The 24,405-nt window shown below is 64.4% G+C and carries 21 protein-coding genes; 13 read left to right on the top strand and 8 right to left on the bottom strand.

Annotation, left to right across the window (positions count from 1 at the left end; all coding sequences use genetic code 11):
* Positions 1 to 211: 211 nt before the first annotated feature.
* From dnaE to ACTJJM_RS15970, 3 genes are all read left to right on the top strand, one after another.
* On the top strand, positions 212 to 3,799 hold the full coding sequence (gene dnaE / locus ACTJJM_RS15980; protein ID WP_224329145.1) for a DNA polymerase III subunit alpha: 3,588 nt from the start codon (positions 212 to 214) through the stop codon (positions 3,797 to 3,799).
* Between the two features lie 55 nt (positions 3,800 to 3,854).
* On the top strand, positions 3,855 to 4,724 hold the full coding sequence (locus ACTJJM_RS15975; RefSeq protein ID WP_224329144.1) for a hypothetical protein: 870 nt from the start codon (positions 3,855 to 3,857) through the stop codon (positions 4,722 to 4,724).
* 113 nt (positions 4,725 to 4,837) lie between these two features.
* Positions 4,838 to 5,797 carry an acetyl-CoA carboxylase carboxyltransferase subunit alpha gene (locus tag ACTJJM_RS15970; protein WP_043396479.1) on the top strand — a complete coding sequence of 320 codons (960 nt, stop codon included), beginning with the start codon at positions 4,838 to 4,840 and terminating at the stop codon, positions 5,795 to 5,797.
* 313 nt (positions 5,798 to 6,110) lie between these two features.
* On the opposite strand, the gene ACTJJM_RS15965 is transcribed toward ACTJJM_RS15970, so the two are convergent.
* Positions 6,111 to 6,566: a CopD family protein gene (locus ACTJJM_RS15965; RefSeq protein ID WP_019337631.1), complete on the bottom strand. Its 456-nt coding sequence runs from the start codon at positions 6,564 to 6,566 to the stop codon at positions 6,111 to 6,113.
* Positions 6,567 to 6,715: 149 nt separating this feature from the next.
* Here ACTJJM_RS15965 and ACTJJM_RS15960 point away from each other — a divergent pair, with 149 nt between their 5' ends.
* The gene (locus ACTJJM_RS15960) at positions 6,716 to 7,306 is read left to right on the top strand and encodes a class I SAM-dependent DNA methyltransferase (protein ID WP_224329143.1); all 591 of its coding nucleotides are present in this window, start codon (positions 6,716 to 6,718) and stop codon (positions 7,304 to 7,306) included.
* A gap of 93 nt (positions 7,307 to 7,399) precedes the next feature.
* The gene (locus tag ACTJJM_RS15955) at positions 7,400 to 8,707 is read left to right on the top strand and encodes a polyhydroxyalkanoate depolymerase (protein WP_224329142.1); all 1,308 of its coding nucleotides are present in this window, start codon (positions 7,400 to 7,402) and stop codon (positions 8,705 to 8,707) included.
* 213 nt (positions 8,708 to 8,920) lie between these two features.
* Here the strand turns inward: ACTJJM_RS15955 and ACTJJM_RS15950 are convergent, their stop codons facing one another.
* The gene (locus ACTJJM_RS15950) at positions 8,921 to 9,910 is read right to left on the bottom strand and encodes a sensor domain-containing protein (RefSeq protein WP_049455666.1); all 990 of its coding nucleotides are present in this window, start codon (positions 9,908 to 9,910) and stop codon (positions 8,921 to 8,923) included.
* Positions 9,907 to 10,272, bottom strand: a complete 366-nt coding sequence (locus ACTJJM_RS15945; RefSeq protein WP_043396488.1) for a PadR family transcriptional regulator — start codon at positions 10,270 to 10,272, stop codon at positions 9,907 to 9,909. Before ACTJJM_RS15945 ends, ACTJJM_RS15950 begins: the two co-directional genes overlap by 4 nt.
* Before the next feature lie 136 nt (positions 10,273 to 10,408).
* Here ACTJJM_RS15945 and ACTJJM_RS15940 point away from each other — a divergent pair, with 136 nt between their 5' ends.
* Complete coding sequence (locus tag ACTJJM_RS15940; protein WP_049455665.1) at positions 10,409 to 11,311, top strand: peptidylprolyl isomerase; 903 nt, start codon at positions 10,409 to 10,411, stop codon at positions 11,309 to 11,311.
* Positions 11,312 to 11,801: 490 nt separating this feature from the next.
* Here ACTJJM_RS15940 and ACTJJM_RS15935 read toward each other — a convergent pair whose 3' ends face one another.
* Positions 11,802 to 12,674, bottom strand: coding sequence for a DMT family transporter (locus tag ACTJJM_RS15935; RefSeq protein ID WP_049455664.1), 873 nt, complete (start codon positions 12,672 to 12,674; stop codon positions 11,802 to 11,804).
* A 115-nt stretch (positions 12,675 to 12,789) separates the two neighbouring features.
* Between ACTJJM_RS15935 and ACTJJM_RS15930 the strand changes: the two genes are divergently transcribed.
* Both ACTJJM_RS15930 and ACTJJM_RS15925 read left to right on the top strand, forming a co-directional pair.
* Positions 12,790 to 13,734 (top strand): LysR substrate-binding domain-containing protein, encoded by a 945-nt coding sequence (locus ACTJJM_RS15930; RefSeq protein ID WP_329837106.1) that lies wholly within the window; start codon positions 12,790 to 12,792, stop codon positions 13,732 to 13,734.
* Between the two features lie 68 nt (positions 13,735 to 13,802).
* On the top strand, positions 13,803 to 14,096 hold the full coding sequence (locus ACTJJM_RS15925) for a hypothetical protein (protein ID WP_005415831.1): 294 nt from the start codon (positions 13,803 to 13,805) through the stop codon (positions 14,094 to 14,096).
* 31 nt (positions 14,097 to 14,127) lie between these two features.
* Here the strand turns inward: ACTJJM_RS15925 and ACTJJM_RS15920 are convergent, their stop codons facing one another.
* Positions 14,128 to 14,934, bottom strand: coding sequence for a DUF4349 domain-containing protein (locus ACTJJM_RS15920; protein WP_224329386.1), 807 nt, complete (start codon positions 14,932 to 14,934; stop codon positions 14,128 to 14,130).
* Between the two features lie 5 nt (positions 14,935 to 14,939).
* Positions 14,940 to 15,296, bottom strand: coding sequence for a GFA family protein (locus ACTJJM_RS15915; RefSeq protein ID WP_049455663.1), 357 nt, complete (start codon positions 15,294 to 15,296; stop codon positions 14,940 to 14,942).
* Positions 15,297 to 15,408: 112 nt separating this feature from the next.
* Between ACTJJM_RS15915 and ACTJJM_RS15910 the strand changes: the two genes are divergently transcribed.
* A complete protein-coding gene (locus tag ACTJJM_RS15910) occupies positions 15,409 to 17,217 on the top strand; it encodes a DUF885 domain-containing protein (RefSeq protein WP_049455662.1) in 1,809 nt (602 codons plus the stop codon).
* A 495-nt stretch (positions 17,218 to 17,712) separates the two neighbouring features.
* Here the strand turns inward: ACTJJM_RS15910 and agp are convergent, their stop codons facing one another.
* Positions 17,713 to 18,882, bottom strand: coding sequence for a bifunctional glucose-1-phosphatase/inositol phosphatase (agp, locus tag ACTJJM_RS15905; protein ID WP_143994089.1), 1,170 nt, complete (start codon positions 18,880 to 18,882; stop codon positions 17,713 to 17,715).
* Positions 18,883 to 19,484: 602 nt separating this feature from the next.
* Here agp and ACTJJM_RS15900 point away from each other — a divergent pair.
* The 4 genes from ACTJJM_RS15900 (at position 19,485) to ACTJJM_RS15885 (ending at position 22,479) form a co-directional block, all read left to right on the top strand.
* The gene (locus ACTJJM_RS15900; protein ID WP_160314098.1) at positions 19,485 to 19,655 is read left to right on the top strand and encodes a hypothetical protein; all 171 of its coding nucleotides are present in this window, start codon (positions 19,485 to 19,487) and stop codon (positions 19,653 to 19,655) included.
* A gap of 68 nt (positions 19,656 to 19,723) precedes the next feature.
* Entirely contained in the window at positions 19,724 to 20,446 is a 723-nt protein-coding gene (locus tag ACTJJM_RS15895) for a hypothetical protein (protein WP_160314097.1), read from the top strand.
* Entirely contained in the window at positions 20,424 to 21,287 is an 864-nt protein-coding gene (locus ACTJJM_RS15890; protein WP_440865806.1) for an LpxL/LpxP family acyltransferase, read from the top strand. The genes ACTJJM_RS15895 and ACTJJM_RS15890 overlap by 23 nt, the downstream gene beginning before the upstream one ends.
* A 115-nt stretch (positions 21,288 to 21,402) precedes the next feature.
* Positions 21,403 to 22,479 (top strand): TraB/GumN family protein, encoded by a 1,077-nt coding sequence (locus ACTJJM_RS15885; RefSeq protein WP_049455661.1) that lies wholly within the window; start codon positions 21,403 to 21,405, stop codon positions 22,477 to 22,479.
* Between the two features lie 39 nt (positions 22,480 to 22,518).
* Here the strand turns inward: ACTJJM_RS15885 and smrA are convergent, their stop codons facing one another.
* Entirely contained in the window at positions 22,519 to 24,351 is a 1,833-nt protein-coding gene (smrA, locus tag ACTJJM_RS15880; protein ID WP_329837101.1) for a multidrug efflux ABC transporter SmrA, read from the bottom strand.
* Between the last annotated feature and the right edge of the window lie 54 nt (positions 24,352 to 24,405).

Below are 24,405 nucleotides of genomic sequence, written 5' to 3'. Positions count from 1 at the left end.
ATGCTCGGCTTTCCGCAGCAGCCGAGCGTGGGCTCGGCTCTACAGGAAACGGGCTCCCGCACGCCTGAACCCGGTCGTCCTCCGGGGCCTGTCAAGAGCTTGTCGCGCCTCTCCGCCCTCGTTACCCTGACCGGGCACTCCAGCGCTTCCCGACCCCGGCGACGATTCCCCCGTCAGCACCCGGGGCCCGCGCGCTCCAACCTGGTCCGGCATGTCCAACTCCCGCTTCGTACATCTCCACGTCCACACCGAGTTCTCGCTGGCGGACTCCACCATCCGTGTGCCGGCCAAACCGGACCAGGCGGACCCGAAGAAGGCCAAGCAGGCCAACCTGCTGTCGCGCTCGGTCGAGCTCGGCCTGCCCGCGCTGGCAGTGACCGACCTCAACAACCTGTTCGCGCTGGTCAAGTTCTACAAGGCCGCCGAAGGCGTGGGCATCAAGCCGATCGCCGGTGCCGACGTGCTGATCGCCGAGGAAGGCCAGGACCCGTGGCGGATGACCCTGCTGTGCCGCGATCGCGAGGGCTACCTGAGCCTGTCGCGGCTGCTGACCCGCGCCTGGATGGAAGGCCATCGCCCGGAAGGCGGTGTGGCCATCCATCCGGACTGGCTGAAGGCCGGCAACGCCAACCTGTTCGCGCTGGCCGGCCGGCAGAGCCTGGCCGGGCGCCTGGCGCTGGACGGCAAGCATGAGCTGGCCGAGCAGCAGCTGGCCGACTGGCAGCGCGTGTTCGGCGACGGCCTGCACCTGGAACTTACCCGTACCGGCCGCGAGGGCGAGGAAACCTTCAACCAGTTCGCGCTGATGGCGGCCGGCCAGCGTGGCCTGCCGGTGGTGGCCAGCAATGATGTGCGCTTCCTGTCGCCCACCGATTTCAGCGCGCACGAAGCGCGCGTGTGCATTTCCACCGGCCGCGTGCTGGACGATCCCAAGCGCCCGCGCGAGTACAGCGACCAGCAGTACCTGAAGTCGGCCGAGGAGATGTGCGCGCTGTTCGCCGACATCCCCGATGCGATCGACAACACGCTGGCGCTGGCCGAGCGCTGCAACATCGAGATGCGGCTGGGCACCTACTTCCTGCCCAACTACCCGGTGCCCGACGACGAGACCCTGGACACCTGGATCCAGAAGATGTCGCGCGACGGCCTGGAAGAGCGCCTGGAGAAGAATCCGCTGGCGCCGGGCAAGACCCGCGAAGAGTATTTCGAGCGCCTGGAGTTCGAGCTCAACACCATCATCAAGATGGGCTTCCCGGGCTACTTCCTGATCGTGGCCGACTTCATCCAGTGGGGCAAGAACCAGGGCATCCCGATCGGCCCGGGCCGTGGTTCCGGTGCCGGTTCGCTGGTGGCGTGGGCGCTGAAGATCACCGATCTGGACCCGTTGCCGTACAACCTGCTGTTCGAGCGCTTCCTGAACCCGGAACGCGTGTCGATGCCCGACTTCGACATCGACTTCTGCATGGACCGCCGCGACGAGGTGATCGACTACGTCGCACGCAAGTACGGGCGCGAGCGCGTCAGCCAGATCATCACCTACGGCACCATGGCCGCCAAGGCGGTGGTGCGCGACTCCGGTCGCGTGCTCGGCTTCCCGTACGGCCTGGTCGACGGCGTTTCCAAGCTGATCCCGAACATCCTGGGTATCCACCTGAAGGATGCACTGGGCAAGGGCAAGGAAGGCCCCAGCTCGGAAATGGCCTCGCCGGAACTGATCCAGCGCTACGAGACCGAGGACGATGTCCGCGACCTGATCGACCTGGCGCTGCAGCTGGAAGACCTGACCCGCAACGCCGGCAAGCATGCCGGTGGCGTGGTGATCGGGCCCGAGCCGCTGAGCGAGTTCTGCCCGCTGTATGCCGAACACGACGAGAACGGGCTGGGCAAGAACCCGGTCACCCAGTTCGACAAGAACGACGTGGAAGAAGTGGGCCTGGTGAAGTTCGACTTCCTCGGCCTGCGCACGCTGACCATCATCGACTGGGCGGTGAAGGCGATCAACAAGCGCCACGAGCGCGCCGGCATTCCGCCGGTGGACATCGCCGCGATCCCGCTGGACGACACGCCCACCTACAAGGACATCTTCGCCAACGGCAACACCGGCGCGGTGTTCCAGTTCGAATCCTCGGGCATGCGCCGCCTGCTGAAGGACGCGCGCCCCGACCGTTTCGAAGACCTGATCGCGCTGGTGTCGCTGTACCGCCCTGGCCCGATGGACCTGATTCCTTCGTTCAACGCGCGCAAGCACGGCCAGGAAGAAATCATCTATCCCGATCCGCGCACCGAAGCCATCCTGAAGGACACCTACGGCATCATGGTGTACCAGGAGCAGGTGATGCAGATGGCGCAGATCGTCGGCGGCTACTCGCTGGGCGGCGCCGACCTGCTGCGCCGTGCGATGGGCAAGAAGGTGCCGGCCGAAATGGCCAAGCACCGCGAGATCTTCCGCGAAGGTGCGGCCAAGGACGGCGTGGACGAAGCCAAGGCCGATGCGATCTTCGACCTGATGGAGAAGTTCGCCGGCTACGGCTTCAACAAGTCGCACGCCGCCGCCTATGCGCTGGTCAGCTACCAGACCGCGTGGCTGAAGCGCCACTACCCGGCCGAGTTCATGGCGGCCACGCTGTCGTCCGACCTGGACAACACTGACAAAGTGGTCGGCTTCCTCGACGAGGTGCGCAACCTTGGCCTGACCGTGCTGCCGCCCAAGGTGAACCAATCGGCCTTCATGTTCGAAGCGGTCACCCCGGACACCATCCAGTACGGCCTCGGTGCGATCAAGGGCGTCGGCCAGGGTGCCTGCGAGGCGGTGGTCGAGGAGCGGCTGAAGGGCGGCCCGTTCAAGGACCTGCTCGACTTCTGCACCCGCGTCGGCTCGGCCAAGCTCAACCGGCGCACGCTGGAAGCGATGATCAACTGTGGTGCGCTGGACGAGCTCGGCCGCAACCGCGCCTCGCTGATGCTGCAGCTGCCGGAAGTGATCAAGGCCACTGATCAGATGGCGCGCGAGCGTGCGTCCGGGCAGAACTCGCTGTTTGGCGGGCCCGACCCGAGCACCGTGTCGATCCAGCTGGACCTGCCCGAAGCCGAAGAATGGCCGCTGCTTCAGCGCCTCAACGGCGAGCGCGACACGCTCGGTTTCTACCTCAGCGGCCACCCGTTCGATCCCTGGCGCGACGATGTGCGCGATCTGGTAGGCAACGACCTGGGTTCGGTGGAGAAAATCTGGAGCGCCAACAGCGGCGGCGGTGGCGGCGAGAAGCGCTGGCGCCCGGAAGTGCAGACCGTGCTGGCCGGCCAGGTGGTCGGCGTGCGCCGCAAGGGCGAGAGCCAGATCTTCATCCAGCTGGAGGACGGTCGCGGCCGGGTGGAGTGCAGCGCGTTCTCCGATGCGATGGCCGAGTTCGGCCACCTGATGACCAAGGACCGCATCCTGGTGGTCAAGGGCGGCCTGCGTGAGGACGAATTCAACGGCGGCTTCGCGTTGCGCATCCGCCAGTGCTGGGACTTCGACGAAGTGTGCGCCAACTACGCCACGCGGCTGTCGCTGCGCCTGGACCTGCGCCAGCAGCGCCCGGTCTGGGAGCGCATCAATGCCCTGCTCGACCGCCATCGCCCGGGGCGCACGCCGCTGCGCCTGGACCTGCTGCTGAAGGGCCCGCACGGCGGTGTCGCCGGCATGCTGGATGTCTCCGGGCAGAGCGCAGTGCGCATCGATTCCAAGCTGATGGAGGCGCTGCGCGCCGACCCGGCCGTACGCACGCTGAAGGTGCGCTACAGCCCGCCGTGGGCCAGCTGAGGCTGGCTGCTTCGTGTTCCTGTTTTCCCGTTCCAGTCATCAAGGACGATTGCCGATGAAGACCCTGCTGTTCCCGTTCGTTGCCGCACTGGCGCTGGCCGCCTGCTCGCCGTCGAAGATCGAGTTCCAGATCGACAACCCGACCGACACGCCGCTGGCGCTGAGCATCGATGGCAAGGACCTGCCGGTCGCCGCGCACGGCTCGCGCCCGGTTTCGCTGGCCATTGGCGAGCATCGCCTGCACACCGACACGCTCGGCGATGTGCGCTTCATCGTCTACGTCGATGGCCGCGGCGGCCTGATCAACCCGACCCTGAGCGAGTACGTGATCGCTCGCGAGGTCTATGTCACCGACGAGAGCAAGCTGAAGAACTTCGGCACCGGCAAGGCCGGCATCGAGCTGGGCGGCGTCGACTTCGAGGGCCCGTTCGAGAAGAGCCACGAACTGTTCATCGACAAGACCTGGACCTACGGCGTGCGCGAACCCTTCCCGAAGGAAAAGGTGGTCGCCCACGTCGATTCCAGTGGTGGCCAGATCGTCGCCAAGGTGTTCACGGCACCGGATTTCATCGCCTACGTCGAGGAAGGCATGGGCGAGCCAGGTGCGTTCAAGCGCGAACAGCCGGCCGGCTACGTGGCCCCGGCATTCAGCCTGGAACCGGCCCCGGCCAGCCTGCCGGCACTCGACCCCGCCTTCGAGGCGCATGCCGCGCCGCTGCGCGAGGTCTACGCGCAGTGGCTGAAGGCCACCACCGCCGATGAACAGAAGGCCCTGCGCAAGCAGGACTTCGACGCGCAGATGGCCTTCACCTCGGCCACCGCCACCCTGGGCAGCGGCCTGGGCCGGGAAGCCAACGAGGCCTACAACGACTTCGTTTCCCAGCGCAGCCAGCTGATGGGCCGCAGCGCGCTGGTGGTGCCCTGAGCTGACTGGCGCGCCCTGCCCGGCTGCGCTACCGTCGCCTTCCAGACGAAGGCGTACGGGTGGTTTGCACGCATTCGGCTAGAATTCCCCTCTTCTTTACACGACGGCTTCCGATGAATCCGAACTACCTCGACTTCGAGCAACCCATCGCCGACCTGGAAGCCAAGATCCAGGAACTGCGCAACGCCAGTGCCGGGCCGGCGGTCAATGTCGAGGCGGAAGTGCACGCGCTGCAGGACAAGCTGCGCATGCGCACCGCGCAGATCTTCCGCAACCTGACCTCGTGGCAGGTGCTGCAGCTGGCCCGTCACCCGTCGCGCCCGTATACCGCCGACTACATCCGCGTCATGTTCGATGAGTTCCAGGAGCTGGCCGGTGACCGCGCCTTCGCCGACGACAAGGCCATCATGGGCGGCCTGGCCCGCATCAATGGCCGTTCCGTGATGGTGATCGGCCACCAGAAGGGCCGCGACACCAAGGAAAAGATCAAGCGCAACTTCGGCATGCCCAAGCCGGAGGGCTACCGCAAGGCCCTGCGCCTGATGAAGATGGCCGAGCGCTTCGGCCTGCCGGTGCTGACCCTGATCGACACCGCCGGCGCCTGGCCGGGCATCGACGCCGAATCGCGCGGCCAGTCCGAAGCGATCGCACGCAACCTGATCGAGATGGCCGAACTGAAGGTGCCGATCATCTGCACCGTGATCGGTGAAGGCGGCTCCGGCGGCGCGCTGGCGCTGGGCGTGGGCGACCGCACCGTGATGCTGGAATACGCGGTGTACTCGACCATCACGCCGGAAGGCTGCGCCTCGATCCTGTGGAAGGACGCCGGCAAGGCCAAGGAAGCCGCCGAGCAGCTGGGCCTGACCGCGCCGCGCCTGAAGAGCCTGGGCCTGGTCGACAAGGTCGTGCGCGAGCCCACCGGCGGCGCCCACCGCAACCCGACCCAGATGGCCAAGCGCCTGAAGGCCGTGCTGCTGAACGAACTGGACGCGCTGGACAAGCTGTCCACCGAACAGCTGCTGGAACAGCGCTACACCCGCCTGCGCAGCTACGGCACGTACGAAGCGGCCTGATTCATCGGCTTGTTACTTTCTTGCTCGTGCAAGAAAGTAACCAAAGAACACGCCGCCGAACGCGAGCCGGTGCTATGCACCGGTTCCCTGCGCTTCTCGGTGAATCAGGGGGCGGCGCCGAACTCGCTGCGCTCAGACATCGGCGCCTCTTCGCCCCTGTTTCACCTGCGATGCTCGGCTCGCTCACGGCGGACCTGAGCATCAAAAGCCACAGCTGCACCCAGTAGATCCACGCCATGCGTGGATGCCTCTGCTTTGGCGAAGAATCACGCGAGCCCGTAGAGCCAAGCATGGCTCTACGGATAACAGACTGTCAGAACGGCTTGGCCAGCACCAGCCACACGATCGGAATGAAGGCCAGCAGCGGGATCTCGTTGATCCAGCGCAGCGCGCGCGACGACGGCAACGCCCTGCCCTTGGCCACGCCCTTCAACAGGCGGCCGATCCAGCTGAAGTACACCAGCAGCACCACCACCAGCCCCAGCTTGGCATGCAGCCAACCGGCACCACCGGGCGCGACCATGGTCGGGAAATCCGGGATGACCTTGTAACCCAGCCACAGCACCAGGCCGAGCAGGAATGCCAGGCCGAACATCGAGTGGCCGAAGCGGTACAGGCGCAGGCCCATCAGCTGCAGGCGCTCGGTCACGGCCTGCTGGCCTGCGGTCTCGGCCAGGTTCACCAGGATGCGCGGCAGGTAGAACACCGTGGCCATCCACGCCACCACGAACACGATGTGGAAGGTCTTCACCCAGTAGTAGCTCTGCATGCGCTCGCTCCAGCGGCTGGCGTAGATGGGCGGCCATTCTCGCACGCGGTGACCACCGCGCCCCACGCACCGCCGCCGCGACACATCGACGCATGGCGCGCCGCAACACCGTACGATAGGCGCCGTTTTCCCCGATCGCGCACCGCCCCATGGACAAGACCTACGACGCCGCCTACTTCCAACGCTGGTACCGCCGTGCCGACATCGGTGGCAGCGCCCGCCTGGCGCGCAAGGTCGCCCTGGCCGTGGCCAGCGCCGAGTACTACCTGGAACGACCGATCCGCAGCGTGCTGGACATCGGCTGCGGCGAAGGCGCCTGGCGCGCACCGCTGTTGAAGCTCCGTCCGAAGGTCGAATACCTGGGCTTCGACAGCAGCGAGTACGCTGTGCGCCGCTACGGCCGCACCCGCAACCTGTACCTGGCCGCCTTCGGCGACTTCGCCTGGCTGCGGCCCTGCGCCCCGGTCGACCTGCTGGTGTGTTCGGACGTGATGCACTATGTGCCCGACCGCGAGCTGCGCGCCGGCCTGGCCGGCGTGGCCGAGCTGACCGGCGGCGTGGCCTTCTTGGAGACCTTCGCCGCCGAGGACGCGTTCGAAGGCGACCACGAGGGCTTCCAGGCCCGCCCGGCGCGCTGGTACCGCCGCACGCTGGCCCGGCACGGCCTGCTGCCGGTTGGGTCGCACTGCTGGCTCGGCCCCGCTCTGGCAGGCGATGCGGCCGCGCTGGAACGGATGTGAATCCGGATTCATTATTTTCAGTCAACTTAACCTGCGGGACACCGAGATGGGATATGCTGCGCGGCAACATATGACCATACATATTCGGTCGTCATGCTCTATCAACTGCACGAACTGACCCGCAACCTGCTCGCCCCCTGGGTGCATCAGGCCCAGGCCAACGCCAGATTCTTCGCCAACCAGGGTCACTGGTGGTCGCAGATGCCGGGCGCTGATCGCCTGGCGGCGGTCAATGAACTCTTCCATCGCATCGGCAAGGATTACGAGAAGCCCGAATGGGGCATCAACGAAATCGAGGTCGACGGCGAGCGCGTGCCGATCGTCGTGCACGAGGAAGTGAGCAAGCCGTTCTGCAAACTGCTGCGCTTCAAGCGCCACAGCAATGAAGCCGACCAGCTGCACACGATGCTCAACCAGCCGTTCGTGCTGGTCGTTGCGCCGCTGTCCGGCCACCACGCCACGCTGCTGCGCGATACCGTGCGCACGCTGCTGCGCGACCACCGTGTGTACGTCACCGACTGGGTGGACGCGCGCATGGTACCGGCCAACGAAGGCGAGTTTGGCCTGGACGATTACATCGCCTACATCCAGGAGTTCATCCGCCATCTGGGCGTCGAACGCCTGCACGTGGTCAGCGTGTGCCAGCCGACCGTACCGGTGCTGGCCGCGGTTTCGCTGATGGCCAGCCGTGGCGAACCGACGCCGCGCACGCTGGTGATGATGGGTGGCCCGATCGATGCGCGCTGCAGCCCGACCGCAGTGAACAACCTGGCCACGCAGAACCCGCTGTCGTGGTTCGAGAACAACGTCATCCACACCGTACCGGCCAGCTATCCCGGCGCCGGCCGCCGCGTGTACCCGGGCTTCCTGCAGCACGCCGGCTTCCTGTCGATGAACCCGAGCCGCCACTTCAGCTCGCACTGGGATTTCTACACCGACCTGGTAAAGGGCGACCTGGAAGACGCCGACGCGCACCGTCGTTTCTACGACGAGTACAACGCAGTGCTGGACATGCCGGCCAAGTACTACCTGGATACCATCCGCGTGGTGTTCCAGGACTTCCTGCTGCCGCGTGGCGAGTGGGTGGTCAATGGCGAGAAGGTCGATCCGTCGGCGATCCGCGATACCGCGCTGCTGAGCATTGAAGGCGAGCTGGACGATATCGCCGGCCTCGGCCAGACCGAAGCCGCGCAGGCGCTGTGCACCGGCATCACTGCGGACCGCCGTGAGCATTTCATCGTCGAAGGTGCCGGCCACTACGGCATTTTCAGCGGCCGTCGCTGGCGCGAGGTGGTGTACCCGAAGGTGCGCGACTTCTTCGCCGCCCATGCCGAAGCACCGGCGGCGAAGGTCACGAAGAAGAAGAGCAACGTCACCCCGTTGCGGCGAAAGGCGGGGTAATTCCCCCGTGCTGGGTGCCGACCTTGGTCGGTACGCCCTGGTAGATGCCAACCTTGGTTGGCGCTCCACCAGAGCGGAGCCGGCGAACATCCCGGTAGCTGATGGAGCGTGCCAACCCAAGGTTGGCACCTACCAGCGCGGAGCCCGTCAAACATCCCGACGTTGATGGTGATGCCAACCAAGGTTGGCACCTGCCGAAGCGTGGATTCCCGCTTACAACCGCACCAGCAGGTTCTTCGCGATCAGCCCATGCAGCTTGCCGATGCCACGTGCCAGATGCATCGTCAACAGCAGCAGCAGCGTGCCCGCCGCAGCAACCGCGATCGCCACCAGCGGCGAGGCCGCCATCGGCAGCACGTTCACGTCGTTGATGTACACGCCCGGAATCTCGCCACTGAAGATCGCCGCGACCGGCGCCCAGATCAGGCTCAGCGACAGCGACAGCAGCGTCACCGCGATGGTGAAGTAGACCACGCCCAACGGCAGCATCAGCACGAAGTACAGCAGGGTCAGCCAGGTACGGCCATCGGTGAACATGTCGCCGATGCGCTGCAGCCAGGTGCGGCTGCGATCGGTGTAACGCGGACGGCGCGGCATGCGTTCTCCCAGCAGCGCTTCCACCAGCCGTCCTTCCAGCAGCGCCAGCCCGCGCACCGAGCCGAAGAACAGCACGGTCAGCGGAATGCCCACGATCAGGATCAGCAGGCCCAGCGACAGCGACAGGCCGGTCACCACCCAGGTGAAGAAGAAGATGCCGGTAGCCAGCGACAGCAGCATGTAGAACAGCGCGCCGTAGGTATGCGGATCGGCGACCACGCCGAAGAAGCGCGCCAGCAGCGAGCGCTGCACCGGTGCCGGCAGCGGCGCGGCGGGCTCGACGCCGCTGGCTTCCGCCGCCGCACGCAGCACCGGCCCGGTATCCGCACGCGGCGTGCGCAGCGCGCGGTTCACCGTCACTTCGGTCTCGCGGTAGATCTCGGCCACTTCGTCCGGCGCACCGTAGCTGCCGGCCACGTCGGCGATGACCTCGGCTTCGCTGCGGCCGGGCTGCGCCGCCAGCTCCGAGCGCAGGTATTCCTCGGCGTCGTACAACGCGTCCTGCACCATCGCCGGATCGGCACCTTCCAGCGCCGCGCGCAGCTGCGCCAGATACTGCGGGATGGTGGTCGGCAGGGCGCGGCCTGCCAGGCTCGGGTCGTTCATTGCGGTACCCCCTCCAACACGGAATCGACGGAATCACGGGTGGCCTGCCAGGCCTGGCGCCACTGCGCCAGCACGCCGCGGCCACGTTCATTGATGCGGTAGTAGCGCCGGGGCGGACCACTGCTGGATGGCTCCACATGGCTTTCCAGCAGCCCGGCGCCCTCCAGGTTGCGCAGCACCGGGTACAGCGCGCTCTGCTTGCCGCTCAGCACGCCCTCGCCCACCCGCTCCAGCTCCTTGGCAATGAGGTAGCCGTACAGCGGCTCCCCGGCCCGGGCCAGCACCGCCAGCAGGGCCAGCGACACCGTTCCGGCGCTGAGCTCCTTCTGGAACTTCTTCAGGTGGACATCGTCTTCGACCATGACCTGCCCTCCACTACGTTGAAGTCCACAGTAGTGCGAAGTTCGGTATAGCGAATGTGTCGTTAGTCATCGTGCCGGTTGGCGCGGCTGCGCGGCTCACGCAGAATCGAACCCTCGTTCATGTTCCGGGGTTCCCATGCCGCACCGCCGTCGCCTTGCACTGACCGCCCTCGCCCTGGCCTGCCTGCTGCCCTCGCTGGCCAGCGCTGCCGCCCCGTACCGTAGCCCGCAGCAGATCCTCGATGCCTCGGCGGCCAGCGACTGGCGCACGCCGGACCCGGCCAACCTGCTGTACATGGACCTGCCCGCCGGGCGCGTGATCATCGAGCTGGCACCGCAGTTCGCCCCGCGGCATGTGGCCAACATCCAGACCTTCGCCCACGAGCACTTCTGGGACGGCACCAGCATCTACCGTTCGCAGGACAACTTCGTGGTGCAGTTCGGCGATGCCGACGCCGATGACGCAGCCAAGGCCAAGCCGTTCGGCAGTGCCGCGCGCAAGCTGCCGGCCGAGTTCGAGCGCGCCAGCGCCGGCCTGAAGGTCAGCGTGCTGCCGGACCGCGATGGCTGGGCCGCGCAGACCGGTTTCGTCGACGGCTTCCCGGTCGGCCAGGACCCGCAGGCCGGCAAGGCCTGGCTGGCGCACTGCTACGGGATGCTCGGTGCCGGCCGCAGCAACGAGGAAGACAGCAGCATCGGCGCGGAACTCTATGTGGTGACCGGCCAGTCACCGCGTCAGCTGGACCGCAACATCACCCTGGTCGGCCGCGTGCTGAAGGGCATGGAACTGCTCAGCGCGACGCCGCGCGGACCGGCGCCGATGGGCTTCTACACCGACCCGAAACTGCGCACGCCGATCATGTCGATCCGCCGTGCCAGCGACGTGCCGGCGGCAGAGCGCACGCCGATCCAGGTGCTGCGCACCGATTCGAAGACCTTCGCCGATACGGTGGAGGCGCGACGCAATCGCGTGGATGATTTCTATAAGCGCCCGGCGGGGCATATCGATCTCTGCAATATTCCGGTGCCGGTGCGGTAGGAGCCTGGCTTGCTGCGCGTTGCGCGTGCTGAAGGTACGTCACTGTTCATGGGCGTTACTTTTCTTTGTACGCAAAGAAAAGTAACCAAAAGAAACGTTCCGCCGGTCGCGAGCCGGCGCTGCGCGCCGGTACCCTGCGCTCAAGGCGGATCCAAGATCAAAGGCAGAAGCGCTCGCTTCGCTCGCCGGGCCCGGCCCGGCACTACCAAGCATCGTCGTGCAGCTGTGGCTCTTGACCTTGGGTCCGCCTTGAGTGAGCCGAGCATCGCAGGGGAATCAGGGGCGAAGAGGTGCCGATGTCTGAGCGCAGCGAGTTCGGCACCGTCCCCTGATTCACCGAGAAGCGAAGGGGACCGACGTGCGAAGCGCGGCGGCTCGCGACCTGGCGGCGCGTTTCTTTTGGTTACTTTTCTTTTCGCGCGAAAAGAAAAGTGACGCCCATGAACAATGAAGCACCTTCAGCACGCGCCACGCGCAAAACGCCAACGCCTCAGCCCTTCTGACTCGCCGCCACACTACCCAGAATCAACGCACCGGCAATCAGCATCTGCACCGTCACCGCCTCGCCCAGGAACAACCACGCAAACGCCGCGCCGAACAGCGGAATCAGGTACGTCACCGTCGACGCGCGTGACGGGCCGATGCGGCCAATCAGGCGATAGAACATCAGGAATGCCAGGCCGGTGCAGGCCACGCCCAAGGCGATCGCTGCACCCCAGGCCTTCAGCGGAATGGCGGCCTGTGGCCAGTGCGTCACCGCCATCGGCAGCATCCACAGCGAGGCACACGACAGCGTGGCTGCCGCCGCCGCGGCCGATGGCAGGCCGGTCATGTGCCGCTTCACCAGGTTCACGCCCAGCCCGTACAGCAACGACGCCGCAGCGCCGGCGATCACTGCGGTACCAATACTCAGGCCGGACACCTTGGCGGTGGCCAGCACCACCACGCCGGCGAAACCAACCAGCAAGGCGCCGGCGCGGCGCATGCCTATCTTCTCGCCGAAGAACAGGAAGGCGATCAGCGCGGCGAACAGCACGGTCATCGCATTGCAGATCGCGCCGATCGCCGCCGGCGCCTGCTCGGCAGCATAGGCGAACAGCACGAACGGCAGCGCCGAATTGATCAGGCCGATCGGTGCGAGCCACAGCCAACGACGCGGCGGGAACTGCGCGCGGGCGCGCCACAGGAACGGCAGCAGCACCAGCGCGCCCAGCACCAGCCGCACCTCGACCAGCGCGAACGGGCCGAACGACGGAACCGCCACCCGCATGAACAGGAACGAGCAGCCCCAGATGGCGCCCAGCAGAGTCAATTCGAGCGGCGTGCGCCAGTCGCGCTCGACCGCCTGTGGGACCGCATTCATACCCTGCCTCCGTCCATCGTCTGTTTCTCGCCAAGGCAGACAGGATCGGGTGCAGACGCCCGCCGCACAAGCGCGTAGTATCGCTGCCAGCCACAAATATGGTTTGAGGCTCGCCGTGCAGCTACGCCCTTCCCTGCTCCCCGCACTGGCCGTCTTCGCGGTCGCGGCGCGCCATCAGAACTTCGCCCAGGCCGCGCAGGAACTGCACCTGACGGCCAGCGCGATCAGCCACCATGTGCGGCGCCTGGAAGAGGTACTGGAGACCCGGCTGTTCCTGCGCCATGCCCGCGGCGTGCGCCTGACCGCGGAGGGCCGGCAGTTGGCCGACGCCGCCAGCGCCGCCTTCACGGATGTCGCGGCGGTCGCCCATCATCTGCAGCCGGATGCCGACAGCGTGCCGCTGCGGATCACCACGCTGCGCTCGCTTTCCTACTGCTGGCTGCTGCCTCGACTGCCACGCTTCACCCAGGCCTATCCGCACATCCGCATCGAGCTGCACACCGGCAGCGGCCTGGATCGCTACGACGACAATGGGCCCGAGGTCGGCATCCGCTACGGCCTGGGCCAATGGCCGGGCCTGCGTGCGCAGCATCTGATGGACGACTACCTGTTCCCGGTGGCCTCACCCGCGCTGGCCGGGGTCGGAACGCTGGACGATCCGGCCCGCATCGCCGAGCTGCCACTGCTGACCGACCTGTCACCGCAGGGTTGGCGCGACTGGTTCCGTCACGCCGGCGTGCGCCCACCGTCGCCGCTGCCGCCGATGCACACCTTCGCCGACAGCACCGATGCGATGCGTGCAGCGGTATACGGCATGGGTGCGGTGCTGGCGCGCACCCACATCGCTCAACCCTACCTGCAGCGCTACGAGGTGGTGCGCCTGCCCGGCCCGGCGCTCAAGGCGCGCTATGCGTATCACGTGGTGCATGCCGAAGGACAACCACCCAGCCCCACCGCGCGCCTGTTCATCGACTGGTTGCTGGAGCAGGCGCAGGACGAACGCACGCCCATTCCGGCATTGCCGGACAGCCTGCTCGGGCGCCCGGCCACACGCGCCTGACTGCGCCCTCACCCGCTCTTTGCTTCACGCTGGCTAGGCTGCTGGCGAACCCACAACGTACCTATGCCATGGCCATGCTGCGACTGCGCATCACCGGAACCGAAGACGACGCCCGCGCCATCAGCGACCTGCTGCTCGGCCTGGACGGCATCGAACATGTCGAGGAAACCGACGACCTGATGCCGCACATGGACGACGACGATTCCAGTTCGGCCGGGCTGTCCGATGACATCGGCCCGGGCATCCACGAGCTGGAAGTGGAAGTCGGCAATGAAAGCACCGCGCAGAAGGTGCGCGATGCGGTGCAGGAGCTGGCCCTGGAACTGGATGTGTTCGTCGAGTACGAGACCGACGAGGGCTGATGCCGGCAGGCTACCGGCATCAGCCTTCACCTCAGAGGTTGGGGGGTAGCTTGCGACGACGGCGACGCCACCACGCCCGCACACCCCAGGCCGCGATCAAGGCCAGCACCGCCACCGGCAGCAGCGCGGCAACCGCGCGGATCAGGAACGCCACGCTGGTGCTGAGGATGCTGCCCGACTCGCTCAGCGCCTCACCGATTTCGCTGCGGCTGCGTTGGCCCGAGGTGGTGTCGAAATGGATCGTCACCAGCTGGGTATCGATGCGTCGACGTTGCTGCGCTGAATCCTTGTTGGCCTGTTCGACGCCGGCTTCGATCTCGGACAGGCGCGTGGTGATCGCCATCAGGTCCTCGATCTTCAGGTCCTTGCGGTCCTGGTAGGACAGCAGCCGCGCGTGCTCCTTCTCCAGCCGTGCCTTGGTCAGTGCCGTATCGGCCACCGCCTGAGCGAGGTCCTCGGCGCGCGTGTTGCGCGACTGCAGCGTGCCCCCCTCACCGGCCAACGCGATCAAGGGCTCAGTGCCCTTCGGCGCGATACGTACCTTGACCTCGCCGCTGGGCTGCTCGCCACTGCGCTGGTCGACCTGCAGCACCGCACAATCGCCGAACTTCGCGCTCTGGCAGGCCTGCGCCACCTGCTGGATGCGGGGTGCGATCTGCGCCGCTTCCAGCTGCACCTGCACGTCGTGTTCGTAGGCGAGGAATGCGCCTTCCGGTGAAGCGACGGCAGCTTCGGCGGCACTGGCGCCCGCATCGGCCGCTGCATCGCCGTGTTTGGCGCAGGCTGCCAATGCAAGCAGCAGCACCGGCATCGCCGCCACGCGCGTCCACGCGCGCATCGGCCTCACAGTGCAGCTCCGTCATAGGAAGTCACCGCCAGCGTGCCCAGATCCACCTGCGGCACGCAGCGCACGTTCACCGCCACCATCGGCGTGCCGGTGCGCGGGTCGACCGCTTCGCTGTAGGGCGCGACACCGCACTCACGGCAATGGTGATGGTCGATGTGGGCCTTGTTGAAATGATAGGTGGCCACGTCCGCCGGATCGGTGGTCAGCTGGAACGCCTCGCGCGGGGCAAACCACAGCAGGCTGCCGCGGCGGCGGCACATCGAGCAGTTGCAGTCGATGACGTCGCTGATCGGCGCCTCGGCCTGTACGGTGAATGCGATCCTGCCGCAATGGCAGCTTCCCTGGTATTCCATGTCCTGCGCTCCGCTGGAGGGTCCGTGTCTGCGCCCATGGTAATCCTATGGCACGGGGACAAAGCAGCCCCGGGGCCCTATGCTCGGGGTTTGACCCTGTACAGGAACGCCGATGCGCCCGCATCTTCTTGCCCTCGCCCTGGTCGCCGCCCTCGCCGGTTGCCAGCCGGCCGACGCCCCGACCAACGCTTCCACCCCGTCCACCAGCCAGCAGGCCGGTGACGCGGCGGTCGATGCCGCCTTCGCCGATCTGTCCAAGCGCGCCCTTGACACCTGGATGCAGCTGTCGCCGGTCAGCGCCACCCAGATCGGCGACCACCGCTACGACAGCGAACTGGACGACCTGAGCGCCGCCGGCCAGCAGAAGACCGTGGCGGCATACAAGGCGCTGCTGGGCGAACTGGACAAGATCGAGGTAGCCAAGCTGGGCCGCGAGAACCAGGTGGACGCGGCGATCCTGCGCAACCAGCTGCAATCGGAAATCTGGAACGCCGAAGTGCTGCAGTCCGGCAAGTGGGACCCGCAGCTGTACAACGGCATCGCCGGCAGCGCGATCTACGGCCTGATGGCCCGCGAGTTCGCGCCGCTGCCGGAGCGCCTGAAGTCGGCCACCGCGCGCATGGAAAAGCTGCCGGCGATCTTCGCCCAGGCCCGCGAGAACCTGGATCCGGCCCGCGTGCCGAAGATCCATGCCGAGACCGTGGCCAAGCAGAACAAGGGCATCCTCAGCATCGTCGATACCTTCATCACGCCGCACATCGGTGAACTGCCGCAGGCCGACCAGCAGCGCCTGCAGGCGGCCATCGACGGCCTGAAGAAGGCGGTGGACGAGCAGCAGACCTGGCTGGACAAGACCCTGGTGCCGAACGCAAAGGGCGATTTCCGCATCGGTGCGGAAAAGTACGACCAGAAGCTGAAGTTCGCGCTGAGCTCGTCGCTGTCGCGCCAGGAGATCGGTGAGCGTGCACGTGCCGAACTCAAGCGCGTGCGCGAAGATATGTACGGCATCGCGCAGACCGTGCTGAAGGACAAGCCGGGTGCGCCGGAAATGCCGGCGCAGCCGACCGACGAGCAGCAGCAGAAGGCGATCGAGGCCGCGCTGGAACTGGCCTACGCCGACAAGCCGGCACGCGACAAGGTGGTCGACGATGCCAAGGCCGCACTGGAGCAGTCCACCGCGTTCGTGCGCGAGCACGACCTGATGACGCTGCCCGATGCGCCGGTGGACATCATCCTGATGCCGGAATTCCAGCGCGGCGTGGCCGTGGCCTACTGCGATTCACCGGGCCCGCTGGACAAGAACCTGAAGACCTTCTACGCCGTGTCGCCGATTCCGGACGACTGGAACGACAAGCAGGTCGACTCGTTCCTGCGTGAGTACAACTCGCGCATGATCCACCTGCTGAGCATCCACGAAGGCACCCCGGGCCATTACCTGGAAGGCTGGCATTCGGCCAAGTTCCCCTCCACCCTGCGTGCGGTACTGCGTTCAGGCCTGTTCGCCGAGGGCTGGGCGGTCTACACCGAGCGCATGATGCAGGAGCAGGGCTACCTCAACAACGACCCGCTGTTCCACCTGGTGCAGCTGAAGTTCTACCTGCGCACGATCTCCAACGCGATCCTCGACCAGGGCGTGCACGTGGACAACTGGGATCGCGAGAAGGCGATGCACCTGATGACCCACGATGCGTTCCAGCAGGAGAGCGAGGCAGCGGGCAAGTGGGTGCGTGCACAGCTGACCTCGGCGCAGCTACCGACCTACTTTGTCGGTGCGCAGGAACACTTCGACACCCGCAAGGCGATGCAGGACAAGCTGGGCGACAAGTTCAACCTCAAGGCCTACCACGACCAGATGCTGTCCTACGGCGCACCGCCGGTGCGTTTCGCCCGCCAGCTGATGCTGGACCAGCCGATCGAGTGATCGCGCCGGTGTGAGCTGAATGATAACGGCCCGGGGAAAAACCCGGGCCGTTTTCTGTTCTGGCGGTTGCAAACTGCCATCCTGGCGGTGCGAACTGCCATCCTGGTGGGTGCGAACCTTGGTTCGCACCGCTTCTGCCGCCACTCAATCAGACGATGTGGATATACAGCTTCCTCGAGTCCAGTCTCAAATCGAGGAAGTACTCCACACCACACCCTCGGCAGGCAGCGGGACAATCCTCATCGCTCCCGCGTTGGTTCTCCGAGGCATCAGCCACCACCGGATATCTACAATCAAAACACGTAAAGGCAATGTTGCTGCCATGGGGGTCGGCCCATATTTCATCTCCATCACCGTCCATTACAAGAAAGTCCGTGATGTTCATGATTCACCGGGATCGCTTGGTTGATTGCTGGAGACTACCCGAATCCGAGCATAAGGGGCGCGAAGCTGCTTCCGTCTCATCACACTGCGACGCCGCCATCCATCCCGGATTCAAGGTGAATGCAACAGGTTGTTGAACTGCGCGTCACTGCAACCCGACTGCGCGCAGCCCGGCAGCATCAGCTCCACCCGGCCCGGCGGCTGTGCGTCGGTCAACGGGATCGCACCACGTAGCTGCTCGCGCGTGGGATAGACATACACCAACCGGTAACGCACTTCACCGGCCCCACGATCACGCCAGCGCTCGAACTGCAGCAGGCCGCCGATCGGCGTCTTCTCGTACTGCCCCGGCAGGCTGTAGTCCGTGATTCCCAACGCCACCAGCACCGAACCGATGTTGGAATCGTGGCCGACCAGCAGGCTCACCTTTGGCGATGCCGGGTCCTCGAACAACGCATTCACTCTTGCCAGCAGCGGAGCGGCCACATCGCGCGCCACTTCGGGCGTTCCGAACAGGATGTCCTGGTAGCGATTGCGGATCTGCGCCAGCGCCTGCCATTGCGCCTCGGTGGTCAACCGGCCCCAGCCTTCGCGGGGGACGCCACTGCCCTGGTAGTGCTCCATCAACAAGGCATCGACCAACCCGCTGGCCAGGGCCAGCGAACCGGACGCGCGTGGTTCCTTGCCCGGTTCCGCATTGAAGATCGTGTCGGCCAGCATCAGATGGCACTCGCTGTGCCCCGCACAGGCCGCCGACTGCGGGTAGCGGGTGATCTGCTCCACCACGGACAGTGCCGGTGCCAGTTCCGATGCGGCCAGCGCTCGCTGCATTGCCGACAGTGCGCGCTCGCGGAAGACCGTGTCTCTGTTGTGGATCACCGGATTGAACAACGGATCCATCGTGCCCAGCGCCATGCGCTGCTCGACTGCGACATGACAGCCCGGGAAGGCACCGGCAACGAAGAACTGCGCGGTGGCCTGGGTGCGCTGAAGGCTGTTGGCATGGGCGTGGAAGTCAGCCAGCTGCGGGCAACCCGAAGCCGGCAACAGCTGCGCCTGACGCAGCCACTGGCCCATGTAACGGCCCATGTAGACCTCCAGCACGCCGCCTTTGGTGGTGAGCTCGCCTGCGCCCACGTCCCAGCCTGGCCAGCGCTCCGGAGTGGCATTGGCCAGCGCGCCCGACGCCACCACCGGCGCGCGCAGGTTGTGGCGGCTGAGCAGGATGACCTGCTCAAGTGAGCCCTCACGTGTTCCGCTCACCTCGCCATTGTCCGCCATGGCTGGAACAGCGGTCACAAGGCTCGTCACCAGCGATAGGCAACGAAAGATACGGAAGTGCATCCGAGTCTTTGAGCACGATTGAACCTGCATCACTGCTCCTATAGTGCAGATAGAGTCTCGAGCCCATATCTGCTGATCAACGGTCGGCACGGCAATGTCAAAACGGTGAACAGACCGTTCTCCGAGCTACCGAATGGGGATGGTAGCACCGTCAACCCATGACCTCCCCGACACGCGATGCAAACGCATCCAGTCGTGAAATATCCAGTGATCGCCTCCCACTCGAGGATGCTCCCTGAGTCACGTCCTCGTCTGATTGATACACGCGAGCGCCGAACCGATCCAGGATCTCGACGCCGCCCTGCGCTACATCCCCGGCCCCGACATTCAAGAGAAGCTCCAGGCATCAGAACAAGCCACGGACACAACGCGCAGAGCAGCTTGCTCGACTACGAGACTGATGCAGAAATTAGAAGAGAAGTCCTACGCAACGAACCCGCTACCACTGACAGCAAGTAGCCATACGGACGGCGCATTCTTGATGCCGACCAAGGGATGTGCCCTGGTCATCAACACACACCTATAAAAGGAAATACGTCATGCACGCATCCGCAACCATTTCAGATCCAAGCGCCGTCGCCGCATGGATGAAATCATCCAGCGCAAATGCAAGATCCCTCGACGCAGTGTTTGAAACCGAGGCGGACGAAATCAAAGTAGCCGCATTCAGCAGTGACTGCTGCGGATCGAACAATTACGAAGAGCGCTGACAGACTCCGTTGATGGCACGCGGCGTGGATGCGTGTCATCAACACTATCAAACAGGATCAGAATCACGATGACTCGCAGTCATGACGGCATGAGCCGAATAGCACAAAGCCCAGAACAAAGCCGCATGCGATGCGATGGAACATTCCCCTTGCCAAACGACACATCATCATCGACCGCAATCATTGCCGCGACGACTCGATCCAATATTAATCGCGCTATCGAACTCCGCAGAAGGGGATTGATAACCGAGATAATTGGCACAGATCCCGCTTACTCGACAACGCCATCTGACGCGCTTCGCAAACTGGAGGGTGATGCGGGAATTCACACCATTATCGTGTTCAGTGACCAGCTTACATCCAGCCTTGACGCTCCTGTCTTGACGTCCCACCACGGGCAGCAGCGCTACCTGCCTCTGGTGGAAGGAGTCCTCAACAGCATCCACGAATTTCAAATCATGACAGGCACATGCGATGACACGATCACATTGCCACCCTGCTCACCCATCACTTCCGTTCTGCGCACTATTTCGAACCATCTGAATTCCAACCAGAAGCTTGGAGGAGACTGGCTCGCGCAACCAGTTCAGACCAAGCGATGGCCTGCTACACGGCTAGCCGAGAGCAGATTCCGTCAGCGTGTCTTTCACTCAGCTCTGATGCACATGTACTGGAAGCATCCTGACTTCAATCCCAAGCATTTCGATTGGCTCCATGGACAACTCAAGAACCTCTACCGCGCATCGCAGCGAGCAAAGGAGGTCCAGGATGCACGAAAGTCAAGCACATGAGAGTCGTCAGCCTGCCCCGGAGGCCACCTTTCGGCACAGCGTCCAGACAGAGCAACAGCTTGGATTGACCCTTTCCGATAGGGAAAGGAAAGCCATCCTCTCCGCATGCGAAGTCAGCGGACTCGATATGGATTCCTACTACAGCTGGTATCAATCGAAAGCCTCCATCAGCTCCCAGTTGGCTGACCTTTGCCGCCCGTCACTGTTGGAGGCGGTCCACAGCATCGACCGTTCCGACTACTCCTCAATCGATGGAAAGCTCCCTGCCGACAGGGGAGTTGTGATCGCACTGCCGCATCACGGCCACTATATCCTGTCTGCGGTCCGTCTGATGGAGCACATTCGCCATCGGCGTGACATCTACATCTTCTATGGCGACCCAAAGAACCATGCAGGCAACGAATTGTTCGACGACCTGTACCACCGGCTCTTCAATCACGCCGGATGCCGCGCGAGCATCATCCACTCGAATGCCAGAGGGATAGGCATAGCGCTTCGCGCACTGAAAAATAGAGCTGCAGTCATCATGATGCCCGATGTCCACCGCTTTCGCGAAGAAACCTATTGCATTCCATTTTTGGGGCGCCCCTTGGACATCATGCTGGGAACCGCCGCAATGGCGCGCAAAACCGGAAGTTGCATATTGCCAGCCATCTCCGTCGTTGACCGGGATCTTCGAGCAACTATTACTTTCGGAGATGCCATCGAGCCTATACAGACGCGAGCATCGCTTCCATCTGAAGTAGCTGACTACTGGACGATGGCTGAAGTCTATCGTTTCCTTGAGCGTGCAATGGGACTCAGGCCATCTATTGGCAGTACATCAGGCAACACTTCATGAAATCCTCCAAGTTCCCGATGTTCCACCCCGAAACAATCGATGAAGCTTGGCACATGTTCTCCAATGACCCGCGAACCAAGCCACACACGCGTTATACGGCATGCCTGGATTGAACATGGATAGATTTCATTCTCCTTCCATTACCTTGGCGGCCATCGCCCTGATGGCGATGGCGCCCATCAATGGATACGCAACGGATCAAGAGAATGCCGATGCAACTCATCTTCCTGCGATCCACGCGGTCCACTCAGCCCCCGGCCCGCGCATCTGGCAGTTCAGAAAAGGCTCTTCAACGCTGCTTGTACTGGGCACGATTCAACCCCTAAGAAAGAGCCTATCCATCGATACTCGCAGCGTTGAAGCAGCAATCTCGACGTCTGATGCAATTCTGAGCCCTCCGGGCGTGACCGTGGAGCACGATGGCGGGGTATTTCGCAGCCTCATTCTGTGGCCCGCCATCCGCAAGCTCAAGTTCCTTTCAGGTAGAAGAACGCTTCGTGACGAGCTCACCGAAGAAGAGTACACGCGATTGAGCGATCTCAAGATTCTCTATGGCCTGCATGACGCGAGCATTGAGAGGATGCGCCCAATGTACGCGGCTTGGAAAATTCATGATGCTGCACTGCAATTCAGTGGAGCCCGAGCCGGTGAGCCACTTTCTCGAGCCATTGACCGTATGGCCCGCGATCATGGGATCCCGATGATCAACGCCCGCTTCCCGATGCGGGTGAGAGGGGGCAGGGAAACTATCCAGAATTTTCACATTGACTCCGTGAAAGACCGCAAATGCTTCTCGGATGCCACATCAAGCCTGCGGCCCTGGCTCGATAACCTAGATGAGCTAGGTCATGCGTGGGCAGAGGGAGATATTGAATCGGGCGCGCTCCTGCATGCCCCTCCATCGCCCTCCCGGTGCTGGGCTCGTCTGACCAACGACGCGATCGCCACTACAATGAATATTGACCTTGATATCCAGAGACGAACTCACTGGGTTGCAGTGCTCCGCTCAACTACTTCGCGGCACAGTACGGTTTTCACCACTCTGCCCTTGGATGATCTTCTGCATTCAAGAGGCATGGCCGCGGTACTCGTGGACGAGGGATACATCCCCGATGCCAGGGTGTTCTTTGGCGATCAGCCGCGACCTCCAAACATCGGAGCAAGTGAAACCTCAAATCATCCGGACGGGTGACGATGTAACTTGGCACCTTGCAACGCGGTCACATCGAAGTCACTGATCGGCAGCCACAAAGCCACCAGTCTGCCGCGCCCACAAGCGCGCATACAGGCCACCGGCAGCAATCAGCTCGGCATGGGTGCCGGTCTCGACGATGCGGCCCTGGTCCATCACCACCAGCCGGTCCATGCGCGCGATGGTCGACAGCCGGTGCGCGATGGCGATCACCGTCTTGCCTCCCATCAACTGGTCCAGGCTGTCCTGGATCGCTGCTTCCACTTCCGAATCCAGCGCCGAAGTCGCTTCGTCCAGCACCAGGATCGGTGCATCCTTCAGCAGCACGCGGGCAATGGCGATGCGCTGGCGCTGGCCACCGGACAGCTTCACGCCACGCTCGCCGACGTGTGCGTCGTAGCCACGACGCCCCTGCCCGTCCACCAGCGTATCGATGAAGGCTTCGGCACGTGCTTTGGCTACGGCTGCACGCAGCTGCTCATCAGTCGCATCCGGGCGGCCGTACAGCAGGTTGTCGCGGATCGAGCGATGCAGCAGCGAGGTGTCCTGGGTAACCACGCCGATCTGCTGGCGCAGGCTTTCCTGCGTAACGTAGGCAATGTCCTGATCGTCGATCAGGATGCGGCCGCTTTCCAGGTCGTACAGGCGCAGCAGTACGTTGACCAGGGTCGACTTGCCGGCGCCGGACGGACCGACCAGGCCGATCTTCTCGCCCGGCTTCACCACCAGGTCCAGGCCGGCAATCACACCGCCCTTTTTACCGTAATGGAAGTGGACGTCCTGGAAATGCACGCCGCCTCGGGTCACCTGCAGCGGCACCGCATCCTCGCGGTCCTGCACGGTCAGCGGCTGGGCGATGGTGGTGATGCCATCCTGCACCGTGCCGATGTCCTCGAAGATGCCGTTGATGGTCCACATGATCCAGCCGGACATGTTGTGGATGCGGATCACCAGGCCGGTGGCCAGGGTGATCGCGCCGACGGTGATGTGGCCGCCATTCCACAGCCACAGCGCGAGACCGCAGGTACCGGCAATCAGGAAGCCGTTGACGATGGCGATGGTCAGGTCCATGCCGGTGGTGATGCGGGTCTGTGCGCGGTGCTTGACCGCCAGCTCCCGGATCGACTCGGCCACGTAGGCCTGCTCACGCCCGCCATGGGCGAACAGCTTCAGCGTGGGAATGTTGGTGTAGCCATCGACAATGCGGCCCATTGCCTTCGAACGTGCTTCCGAGGCGATCCATGCCCGTTCCTTCGCGCGCGGCACGAAGTAGACCAGGATCACCACGTAGGCCAGCAGCCACAGGATCAGCGGCAGCATCAGCCGCCAGTCGGCCTGCGCGAACAGGTACAGCGCGGTGCCGGTGTAGACCACGATGTACCAGAGCGAATCGACCATCTGCACCGCCGACTCGCGCAACGAGGTACCGGTCTGCATCACCCGGTTGGCCACGCTGCCAGCAAAGTCGTTCTGGAAGAAGCTCAGGCTCTGCCGCACCACGTAGTTGTGCATCAGCCAGCGCGAGCGGTTGCTCAGGCCGGGCACGATCGCCTGGTTCACCAGCAGGTTGTGCAGGCCGACCAGGATCGGCCGCGCGATGACCGTGATGAACAGCATCCAGCCCAGTTCATTGGCGTGGCGCTTGAAGAAGCCGGCACCCGGCTGCTCGGCGACCATGTCGACGATGCGGCCCAGGTAATCGAACATCGCCACTTCCACCAGCGCCAGCAGCAGGCCGGCGATCAGGGTCGCCAGCAGCACTGGCCACACCGGGCGCAGGTAGTGCAGGTAGAACGGCAGCACCTTGCGCGGCGGCATGCGCCCGTCCACGGGCGGGAACACCGGAATCAGGGATTCAAACCAACGGAACATTGCATTCCCTCGCCTCTTGCAAGCGGCGAAGTATCCCACGCCGGATGTGTACGC

Origin of the sequence: Stenotrophomonas sp. 22692 (assembly GCF_052045015.1) — a bacterium.
Classification (GTDB): Bacteria; Pseudomonadota; Gammaproteobacteria; order Xanthomonadales; family Xanthomonadaceae; genus Stenotrophomonas; species Stenotrophomonas geniculata.
The sequence above is the reverse complement of the archived record's forward strand: the minus strand, read 5'-3'. Positions and strand labels throughout refer to the sequence as shown.

Bases quoted from the DNA above. Each gene is read 5' to 3' on its own strand.
- ACTJJM_RS15885 (WP_049455661.1), top strand. From the start codon at position 21,403: ATGGATAGATTTCATTCTCCTTCCATTACCTTGGCGGCCATCGCCCTG.
- ACTJJM_RS15915 (WP_049455663.1), bottom strand. From the start codon at position 15,296: ATGGAATACCAGGGAAGCTGCCATTGCGGCAGGATCGCATTCACCGTA.
- ACTJJM_RS15890 (WP_440865806.1), top strand. From the start codon at position 20,424: ATGCACGAAAGTCAAGCACATGAGAGTCGTCAGCCTGCCCCGGAGGCC.
- ACTJJM_RS15970 (WP_043396479.1), top strand. From the start codon at position 4,838: ATGAATCCGAACTACCTCGACTTCGAGCAACCCATCGCCGACCTGGAA.
- dnaE (WP_224329145.1), top strand. From the start codon at position 212: ATGTCCAACTCCCGCTTCGTACATCTCCACGTCCACACCGAGTTCTCG.
- ACTJJM_RS15925 (WP_005415831.1), top strand. From the start codon at position 13,803: ATGGCCATGCTGCGACTGCGCATCACCGGAACCGAAGACGACGCCCGC.
- ACTJJM_RS15935 (WP_049455664.1), bottom strand. From the start codon at position 12,674: ATGAATGCGGTCCCACAGGCGGTCGAGCGCGACTGGCGCACGCCGCTC.
- ACTJJM_RS15920 (WP_224329386.1), bottom strand. From the start codon at position 14,934: ATGCGCGCGTGGACGCGCGTGGCGGCGATGCCGGTGCTGCTGCTTGCA.
- smrA (WP_329837101.1), bottom strand. From the start codon at position 24,351: ATGTTCCGTTGGTTTGAATCCCTGATTCCGGTGTTCCCGCCCGTGGAC.
- ACTJJM_RS15945 (WP_043396488.1), bottom strand. From the start codon at position 10,272: ATGGTCGAAGACGATGTCCACCTGAAGAAGTTCCAGAAGGAGCTCAGC.
- ACTJJM_RS15900 (WP_160314098.1), top strand. From the start codon at position 19,485: ATGCACGCATCCGCAACCATTTCAGATCCAAGCGCCGTCGCCGCATGG.
- ACTJJM_RS15910 (WP_049455662.1), top strand. From the start codon at position 15,409: ATGCGCCCGCATCTTCTTGCCCTCGCCCTGGTCGCCGCCCTCGCCGGT.
- ACTJJM_RS15955 (WP_224329142.1), top strand. From the start codon at position 7,400: ATGCTCTATCAACTGCACGAACTGACCCGCAACCTGCTCGCCCCCTGG.
- ACTJJM_RS15960 (WP_224329143.1), top strand. From the start codon at position 6,716: ATGGACAAGACCTACGACGCCGCCTACTTCCAACGCTGGTACCGCCGT.
- ACTJJM_RS15950 (WP_049455666.1), bottom strand. From the start codon at position 9,910: ATGAACGACCCGAGCCTGGCAGGCCGCGCCCTGCCGACCACCATCCCG.
- agp (WP_143994089.1), bottom strand. From the start codon at position 18,882: ATGGCGGACAATGGCGAGGTGAGCGGAACACGTGAGGGCTCACTTGAG.
- ACTJJM_RS15940 (WP_049455665.1), top strand. From the start codon at position 10,409: ATGCCGCACCGCCGTCGCCTTGCACTGACCGCCCTCGCCCTGGCCTGC.
- ACTJJM_RS15975 (WP_224329144.1), top strand. From the start codon at position 3,855: ATGAAGACCCTGCTGTTCCCGTTCGTTGCCGCACTGGCGCTGGCCGCC.
- ACTJJM_RS15895 (WP_160314097.1), top strand. From the start codon at position 19,724: ATGACTCGCAGTCATGACGGCATGAGCCGAATAGCACAAAGCCCAGAA.
- ACTJJM_RS15965 (WP_019337631.1), bottom strand. From the start codon at position 6,566: ATGCAGAGCTACTACTGGGTGAAGACCTTCCACATCGTGTTCGTGGTG.